Annotated in this window: 8 protein-coding genes; 7 read left to right on the top strand and 1 reads right to left on the bottom strand. The window is 74.3% G+C overall.

Annotated features, from left to right (window positions below; genetic code table 11):
* The 3 genes from ACFV4G_RS41015 to ACFV4G_RS41005 form a co-directional block, all read left to right on the top strand.
* Window positions 1-1,432: BTAD domain-containing putative transcriptional regulator (locus ACFV4G_RS41015; RefSeq protein WP_380448301.1), on the top strand; the 1,432-nt coding region annotated here is incomplete at its 5' end.
* Window positions 1,433-1,608: 176 nt separating this feature from the next.
* Entirely contained in the window at window positions 1,609-2,013 is a 405-nt protein-coding gene (locus ACFV4G_RS41010; protein WP_380448300.1) for a nuclear transport factor 2 family protein, read from the top strand.
* A gap of 143 nt (window positions 2,014-2,156) precedes the next feature.
* A complete protein-coding gene (locus tag ACFV4G_RS41005) occupies window positions 2,157-3,629 on the top strand; it encodes an FAD-dependent monooxygenase (RefSeq protein WP_380448298.1) in 1,473 nt (490 codons plus the stop codon).
* 61 nt (window positions 3,630-3,690) lie between these two features.
* On the opposite strand, the gene ACFV4G_RS41000 is transcribed toward ACFV4G_RS41005, so the two are convergent.
* On the bottom strand, window positions 3,691-4,359 hold the full coding sequence (locus ACFV4G_RS41000) for a hypothetical protein (RefSeq protein WP_380448296.1): 669 nt from the start codon (window positions 4,357-4,359) through the stop codon (window positions 3,691-3,693).
* 108 nt (window positions 4,360-4,467) lie between these two features.
* Between ACFV4G_RS41000 and ACFV4G_RS40995 the strand changes: the two genes are divergently transcribed.
* The 4 genes from ACFV4G_RS40995 (at window position 4,468) to ACFV4G_RS40980 (ending at window position 7,930) form a co-directional block, all read left to right on the top strand.
* Complete coding sequence (locus tag ACFV4G_RS40995) at window positions 4,468-5,094, top strand: TetR/AcrR family transcriptional regulator (RefSeq protein WP_380448294.1); 627 nt, start codon at window positions 4,468-4,470, stop codon at window positions 5,092-5,094.
* A 148-nt stretch (window positions 5,095-5,242) separates the two neighbouring features.
* Window positions 5,243-6,763, top strand: coding sequence for a serine hydrolase domain-containing protein (locus tag ACFV4G_RS40990; protein ID WP_380448292.1), 1,521 nt, complete (start codon window positions 5,243-5,245; stop codon window positions 6,761-6,763).
* 196 nt (window positions 6,764-6,959) lie between these two features.
* A complete protein-coding gene (locus ACFV4G_RS40985; protein WP_380448290.1) occupies window positions 6,960-7,160 on the top strand; it encodes a hypothetical protein in 201 nt (66 codons plus the stop codon).
* A 74-nt stretch (window positions 7,161-7,234) separates the two neighbouring features.
* The gene (locus ACFV4G_RS40980; RefSeq protein WP_380448289.1) at window positions 7,235-7,930 is read left to right on the top strand and encodes a restriction endonuclease; all 696 of its coding nucleotides are present in this window, start codon (window positions 7,235-7,237) and stop codon (window positions 7,928-7,930) included.
* The last annotated feature ends 105 nt before the right edge of the window (window positions 7,931-8,035 follow it).

Here is an 8,035-nt window from a genome sequence, read left to right as displayed (position 1 = left end):
GGGGCGGCGGGGGCGCGGGGGCCCCCCCCCCCCCCTCGCCCAGTACCGGGCGGGCAGCCAGGGGGAGGCACTGGAGGTGCTGCGGGAGGCGCGGTCGGTGCTGGCCGGGCGCCTCGGGCTGGACCCGGGGGCGGGACTGCGGCGGCTGGAGGCGGACATCCTGGCGCAGGCGCCGGAGCTGGAGCTGGACGGGGGTGGGGAGCGCGACAGAGCCGGCACGACCAGCACGCCCGGCACCGCCACCCCCGTCGAAGCCGCCGCCCAGGTCTGGGCGCGCGCCGCCGAGGCGTACGACCGTACGCTCGCCGCCACCGCGCGGGCGCGGCTGGAGGGCACCGTCGGGCTGATGCGCAACCTGGCCGTCACCGGCGGGGAGGGGCTGCGGACGGCGGCACGGCACCGCGTGGAGGCGATCGCGGCGGCCGAGGAGTTCGGCGATCCGGAGCTGACGGCCCGCGTGATCGGCGCCTACGACGTGCCGGCCGTCTGGACCCGCAGTGACGAACCGCGGCTGGCCGCCCGGGTCGTCGCCGCGGCCGAACGCGCCCTGGCCGCCCTGCCCGCCGGCGCCGAGGCGGCGCGCTGCCGCCTGCTCGCCACGATCGCCCTGGAGATGCGCGGCACGCGCGAGGAGCGCGGGCCGGAGGCGGCCCGCGAGGCCGAGGACCTCGCCCGGCGCCTCGGCGATCCGACGCTCCTCGCGTTCGCGCTCAACGGCCGCTTCATGCAGTCCTGCCGCCGGGCCGGGCAGGCACCCGAGCGCGACGCGATCGGCGCCGAGCTGGTGGGCCTGGCCGCCCGCCACGGGCTGGTGACCTTCGAGGTGCTCGGCCACCTCGTCCGCCTCCAGTCCGCCTGCGCGTCGGCCGACTTCACCGCCGCCGACGCCCATGCCGCCGCAGCCGACCGGCTCGCCGAGCGCCATGAGCTCCCGCTCGTCGGCGTGTTCACCGAGTGGTACGCCGCCCTGCGGCTCGCCGCTCACGGCCGCACCCGGGAGGCCGAATCCGCCTACCGCGCCGCCGCCGAACGCCTCGACGGCGCGGGCATGCCCGGCCTCCAACAGGGCCTCCTCCCCCTCGCCCTCCTCTGCCTGCGTCTCGCCGAAGGCGGCGCCGTCCCGCCTGTCGACCTCGCCGAGGACTGGGGCCCGTACCGCCCGTGGGCCGAGCCCTTCGCCCACCTCGCCACCGGCCACCGGGGCCGTGCCCGCGCCGCCCTCCGCGCCCTCCCCGAGCCGCCGGCCGACCTCCTCTACGAGGCACTGTGCTGCCTGGAAGCCTTCCTCGCGCAGGAGTTGGACGACCAGCCGGCCCTCTCCCGCGCACGCTCACGCCTCCGACCCTCCGCCGGGGAACTCGCCGGGGCGGGCAGCGGACTGCTCACGCTCGGTCCGGTTGCCCGCTATCTCGACGCGCCGACAGACCGGTAGAGGCACCGGCACCGACGACATCACGTCGTCGCGCTCCGTCACATCGCATCGCGTTCCGTCAGGCTTCTCCACCCGCCCAGATTTACGTGCGCAGCGCACGCAGTCTGTAGTACGGTGCATATGCGTGCTCAGCGCACGCACTTTTCCAGCGAATCGCGCACCCCGAGGGGACCGTCATGACCACCGCCAGCACCCGCACCGACGCACGCTCCGCCCTCACCGACCTGCTCCTCACCCCGGGACTCGACCTCGACGAGGCCGCCGACCGGCACTTCGCCCCCGACTACCGCCAGCGCACCGACGGAGAGTGGGCGGACCGCACCGAGTTCCTCGCCCACATCGCCCACCTGCGCACGGTCGTGGTCGGCGGCTCGGTCGACGTCCACGACGAGCTCATCTCCGGCGACCGCTACGCCGACCGCCACACCATGACCATCACCAAGACCGACGATTCCACCGTCCGCATCGAGGTCTACCTCTTCGCCGAGTTCGCCCCCGACGGCCGCTTCCGCCGCATCGAGGAGACCACCCTCATGCTCGAAGGCGCCGACGCCGACCGGAACCTCGGCAGCGCCCGCTGAACCGCAGCGCCCGCCCGACGCCACGACGCCGCCGCCGTCCCCGCCGCCGTCCTCACCGCCGCGGATCGGCCGCGGATCGGCGCGCGGCCGTCATGGCGCACCGTCCCGAAGCATCATGCCGATTGTGAGAGGAAGTACTTGTCATGCTCGACGTGCTCATCGCCGGGGCCGGCCCGGTCGGGCTCTGGCTCGCCGCGGAGTTGCGCCTGCACGGGGTGGAGGTGGTCGTCGTGGAACGCCGGGCGGCACCGGACGGACGGTCGCGCGCGGTCGGCATGCAGGCCGGCACGCTGGACACCTTCGCCACCCGCGGCCTCGCGCAGCGGTTCATCGAACGCGGCACACCGGTGCCGACCGGCCACTTCGGCGCGGCGACCACCCGGCTGGACTTCTCCACGGTCGGGGCGGTGCACCCCTTCATCCTGGCGCTCGGTCAGTCCGTCACCGAGCGGCTCCTGGAGGAGCACGCGGTCGCCGTGGGCGCCCGGGTGCTGCGCGGACAGGAGGTCGTCTCGCTCACCCAGGGGCCGGACGCCGTCGAGGCGGTGATCCGGGCCGACGGCACCCACCGGACCGTGCGGGCCCGCTGGGTGGTGGGCTGCGACGGCACCCGCAGCGCGGTGCGCCGGGCGGCCGGCATCGAATTCCCCGGTCAGGACACCACCATGACCGGGTGGCTCGCCGACGTCGAACTCGACGACCCGCCCGCCGCGCCGCTCGGCGCCACCGGGCCGGCCGGTTCGTTCCTGGCGGCCCCGATCGGCGACGGCGTCCACCGACTGGCAGGACTGTCCACCGCCACCATGCACCTCGGCGCCGGCGAACCGCTGACCCTGGAGGAGGTGCGCGAGCAGACCCGCGCCCTGCTGGGGCGGGATCTCGGCATCCGCAACCCGCGGTGGCTCTCTCGCTACGGCAACGCCACCCGCCAGGCCGCGCGGTACCGGGCCGGACGGGTGCTGGTGGCCGGGGACGCGGCGCACATGTTCTTCCCGGCCGGTGGGCAGGGCATGAACCTCGGCATCCAGGACGCCACCAACCTGGGCTGGAAGCTGGCCGCCACCCTCCAGGGCCGGGCACCCGACGGACTGCTCGACAGCTACGACACGGAGCGCCGGCCGGCCGCCCGCGCCGTCATCGACAACACCCGCGCGCAGCTCGCCCTGTTCGCGGCGGCGAGCCCGGAACAGATCGCGCTGCGCGAGGTCTGGTCCGCCGCGCTCGCCGAACCCCGGACCAACCACCAGTGGGCCCGCCGGATCGCCGGCTTCGACGACCCGATCCCCGCCGGCACCGTGCCCGGCGCGCACCCGCTGACCGGCACCCGGCTGGCCGGCCTCGCCCTGGCGGCGGCCGACGCACCCACCGCCCACCCGCTGATGCACCACGGCCGACCGCTCCTGCTGGACCTCGACGGGACGCGGACACCATGTCCCGCTGACGGCCTGGAGCAGCGGGCCGCCACCGTCGACACCGAGGCGGCGCACCCGATCTGGCGGGACGTGAGCGCCGTCCTCATCCGTCCGGACGCCCGGATCGCCTGGGCCGGCACCGACGCCGACCCGCAGCGCCGGGCCGCGGAGTGCGTCACCGCCCTGCGCACCCTGTGCCACTGAACGCCGCAAGACGGCAGCGGGCGCCGTGCACCCGCTGCCGCTTCGTACCGCTCGTCCGGGGTCAGGCCGTCCGCTCGGCCGCCGGGCGGACCAGCCGGCTCCGGACGGCCCACGCCAGCGCGCCGAGGGCGAACCCGTAGACGGACACCAGTCCGTGGCCGTTCTCCTGGGCGAGCCACATCGCCGTGCCCAGCGCCGGGACGCCGGCCGCCAGGGCGATCTCCTTCGGCACGCGGGTGCGGGTGAGGAAGGCGAGGGCCAGGGTGGCGCCGAGGAAGTAGGTGGCGCCGGAGCTGCCGGCGAAGTTGCGGGGGTCGGTGCTGGGGCCGTCGCCGAAGCCGAGCAGGTCGTCGATCCGGCCGGGCAGCAGGATGCCGGCGAGGAAGAAGCCGAGGGTGAGCGTGCCGCCCCAGTACCAGTGGGCGAGCGCGGCGACGGCGGCGAGGGTGACGAGGTTCCACAGGCCGCCGAACAGGCCGCCGTTCTGCATGAACACCGAGGTGAACTCGCGCCACCAGCCCGACTTGGCGGGGTCCGCGTCGAGCGCGTCCATGGCGCCCGACCAGACCAGCTGGAGCACGACGCCGCCGACGGCGAGCGCGGTCAGGACGATCGCCGCCCACGGCAGCGGCCGCCCCCGCAGGGTGTCCCGGCCGACCACGCCGAGCCCGCAGTTGACCATCATGACCATCAGCGCGGCCGTGGTCACGTTGAACAGGATCGCCCCCATGCCCGCCCTCCCCCCGGTTCGGCGTTTTCCAACGCCGTTCGAAAACGTGATGGCGCAAAGTTAGCACAGTTTTCGAACAGTGTTGGAAAACACGGTACCGTGGAGCGCATGAAGCTCACCAAGGAGCGCATCGTCGACGCCGGCATGGCCGTGTTCGCCGAGGTCGGCTACCAGAACCTGTCCATGCGCCAGGTCGCCGACCGCCTCGACGCCCACGCCGGCAGCCTCTACTACCACGTCCGCGGCAAGGACGAACTGCTCGCCCTGATGGCCGACCGGGTCTGCCGAGCGGCCTACGACGCCGGCACCGAAGCCCTGGCCGCCCTCCCCGCCGACGCCACCTGGCAGCACCGCGTCGAGGCCCAGGCCGCCACGCTGCGCCGGAGCATCAAACAGCACCCCGGCGGCGCCCAACTGCTCGCCGAGAGCCCCGGCATGCTCAGCCCCGGCGCCCTCTCCCTGATGGAACGCCTGCTGCGCACCCTCCTCGACGCCGGCCTCCCCGCCGACCACTGCGCCACCGCCGCCGACACCCTCCTCAGTCACGCCACCGGCTTCGTCCTCCAGGAACAGAACCAGCCGGCGACGCCCCCGCCCGTCACCGCCGAGCTCTACGCCGACCTGTGCGAGCGGTTCCCCCTGGTCATGGGCCCGCTGATCCCGCGTATCAGCCAGGACGAGAAGTACACCCGGAGCATCCGGCTCCTGTGCACGGGCTTCGCGGCGCTCGCGTAGCCGTCAGCGGCCGATAGGCGCCGAGCCCGTTTCGAACGGTGTTGGAAATTTCCCGGCGGACGGGAACCGGGCCCGCGCCGCGACCGTTTCCAACGGTGTTCGAATGGGTGGGGCGACCACGCACCACCCGTCATCTGGGAGGGGAAACGTGTCGAAGGACATGTACAAGGAGTTCTCGGAGAACGTCGACCGCGAGGTCACCAAGCTCGTGGACCGCACGCACCAGGAGGCCGCGCGGGTCGTCGACCGGGCGCTGGGCAGGACCGGGACGGGCGGGGCGTTCGACACCGACCGCTGGCAGCGCCGGCTCGACGAGCTGCTCGTCGTCCACCGCATTCCGGGCGCCGTGCTGGCCGTCCTCACCGGCGGTGAGATCCACGAGGTGGCCGGCGGGATCCTGCACACCGGCACGGGGGTGGAGACCAGCACGGACTCGGTGTTCCAGATCGGTTCGGTCAGCAAGGGCTACACCGCCGCCCTCGTCCTGAGCCTCGCCGACGCCGGCAAGCTCGACCTGGACCGACCGGTCGCGGAGATCCTGCCGGACTTCGCCCTCGCCGACGCCGAAGCGGCCCGCACCGTCACGCCGCGCCAGCTCCTCAACCACACCAGCGGGATCGAGGGCGACCACGTCGACGACACGGGCCGCGGCGACGACTGCCTGGCCCGCTACGTCGACGGCACGCGCGACGTCGGGCTCACCAACCCGCCCGGCGCCACCATGTCGTACTCCAGCACCGGCTACAACGTCCTCGGCCGGATCGTCGAGGTGATCACCGGCCTGACCTGGGACGAGGCGCTCAAGCAGCTCATCTGCGAGCCGCTCGGGCTCGAACACACCATGACGCTGCCCGAGGAGGTGCTGCGCTTCCGCGCCGCGATGGGGCACATGGGCGAGCCCGGCGAGGACCCGGTGCCCACCCCGCTGTGGAACATGCTGCCGCGCTCCGCCGGACCGTACGGCGGCATCAGCGCCACCGCGGCCGACGTGGTCCGCTTCGCCCGGATGTTCGTCGACGGCGGCACCGCGCCGGACGGCACCCGGGTGCTCTCCGCCGCGGCCGTGGAGGCGATGCTCACGCGTGAGGTCGAGATGCCCGACCAGTGGTTCCTCGGCGCCCACTGGGGCCTCGGCTGGGGCCTGTTCGAGTGGGACGGCGCCCGCGGCTTCGGCCACGACGGCAGCACCTTCGGCCAACTCGCCTACCTGCGGGCCATCCCGGAGAAGGGCCTCGCCATCGCCCTGCTCACCAACGGCGGGGGCGCCGCGCCGAAGGTCCACGAGGCCCTGTGCCGCGAGCTGAGCGCGGAGTTCGCCGGGGTCGCCATGCCCGCGTTCGGCCCGGCCGACAACCCTCCGACCGTCGACACCGAGCCGTTCACGGGCCACTACTTGCGCGAGGGCTTCCTGATGACCATCACCGCCCGCGAGAGCGACGGTGACGGCGAGGGCGTGCTGGACCTGCGCTACGAAGGCCGGGGAGGCCTCGCCGGCACCTTCGACCCCCTCGTCTGGCACCTCACGCCCGTGTCCGACTCTCCCGCCAAGACGGTCTTCGCGGGCCGCCGCAACGACAAGGACGCGTGGATCCCCGTCGTCTTCTACGCCCTCGCCGACGGCACCCGCTACGTCCACTTCGGCGTCCGCGCCACGGCCAAGTCCGCCTGACCGCAGACCTGCTGGGCTCAGGCCTCCCGAGCGCAGGCCTCCTGAGCGCAGGCCTCCCGAGCGGCCGTTCGCCCCCGCCCGTTTTTACCCGAAGCGGCTGCGGGCGGGCGGCCGCTCTGGCATGCTCGCCCGGACGACATCGGGCTCCGGGTGACCGGCGGCTCACACAGGGTCAACATGCAGCCGGGGGCGGGCATTGCGGTACACGATCAGTGCGACGGTATTCCTCGCGATCCTCATCGTCGTCCGGCTCCGGCGCCGGACGGAGGCGCGCAGCCGGGTGGACGAGGCGGTCACCGTCTTCACCGCCGTCGTGTTCGGGGTCCTGATCGCGGCCACGGCCTGGGGGCGGGCGATCCTCCAGCTCGTCGGCGTCGCCGTCGACGCGACCCATTGAGACTCCCGGCCGACGAGGCCATCCCCCAGGAGAGGACACCGGTTTGACGAGGACGAACAACCCCGGAGCGCAGCTTGGCTAGCCGCAGGCCGCCCGTGCGGCGGCGCCGGCGCAGGCCCGTGCGGCGTGGTGATGGCACCTGGATCGTCTACGGGGTGGCCGGGCTCTTCGCGTTCGGGCTGGTGGTGACCGTGGTGCGGTGGCTGGCGGCGAACTGGTGGGTGCTCGTGGTCGCCGCCGTCGTGGCGGGCGCGGCCGGGGCGGCCGTCGTGCGCAGGCGTGCGCTCGCGGCCCGGCAACAGCAGCTGCACGCGGCACAGTTGCGGCTGGCGCTGAGCGGGCCGGGCGGGATCGACCACATGAAGCCGGACGCGTTCGAGTACGCGGTGCGCGATCTGCTGCAGCGCGACGGCTGCCGCGCGAGCAAGGTCGGGCGGGCCGGTGACCAGAGCGTGGACGTGCTGGCCGAGGATCCGATGGGCCGGCGCTGGGCCGTGCAGTGCAAGCACAAGCAGGATCCCGTCGGCGGCAAACCCGTCGGCGTCGGCGTGCTGTACGCCCTCGCCGGCACCTACCAGCGCGTGCACGGCGCGCACGTCGCCGTCGTCGTCACCAACGGCCGCTTCTCCCGGGATTCCCGCCACTGGGGCGCCGAGCAGGGGATCCTCCTGGTCGACCGCCCCACCCTGGCCCGCTGGGCCGCCGGCGGGCAGCCGCTCTGGGACGTCCTGCCGCGTGTGCCCGCTCCCCGCGACGGCCGCGGCAACTGACCCGCGGAAACGCCGTGGGGGGGGGGGGGGGGGGCCGCCCCCCGCCCCCCCCCCCGGGGGGGGGGGGCGCCCGCGGCGCAGACAAGCGAGACCAGCTCACGGGGT

The organism is Kitasatospora sp. NPDC059747, from assembly GCF_042732955.1.
GTDB lineage: Bacteria > Actinomycetota > Actinomycetes > Streptomycetales > Streptomycetaceae > Kitasatospora.
Note: the sequence above shows the minus strand (reverse complement) of the source record. Positions and strands in the feature narration are given on the sequence as shown.

Bases quoted from the DNA above. Each gene is read 5' to 3' on its own strand.
- ACFV4G_RS41010 (WP_380448300.1), top strand. From the start codon at position 1,609: ATGACCACCGCCAGCACCCGCACCGACGCACGCTCCGCCCTCACCGAC.
- ACFV4G_RS41005 (WP_380448298.1), top strand. From the start codon at position 2,157: ATGCTCGACGTGCTCATCGCCGGGGCCGGCCCGGTCGGGCTCTGGCTC.
- ACFV4G_RS41000 (WP_380448296.1), bottom strand. From the start codon at position 4,359: ATGGGGGCGATCCTGTTCAACGTGACCACGGCCGCGCTGATGGTCATG.
- ACFV4G_RS40995 (WP_380448294.1), top strand. From the start codon at position 4,468: ATGAAGCTCACCAAGGAGCGCATCGTCGACGCCGGCATGGCCGTGTTC.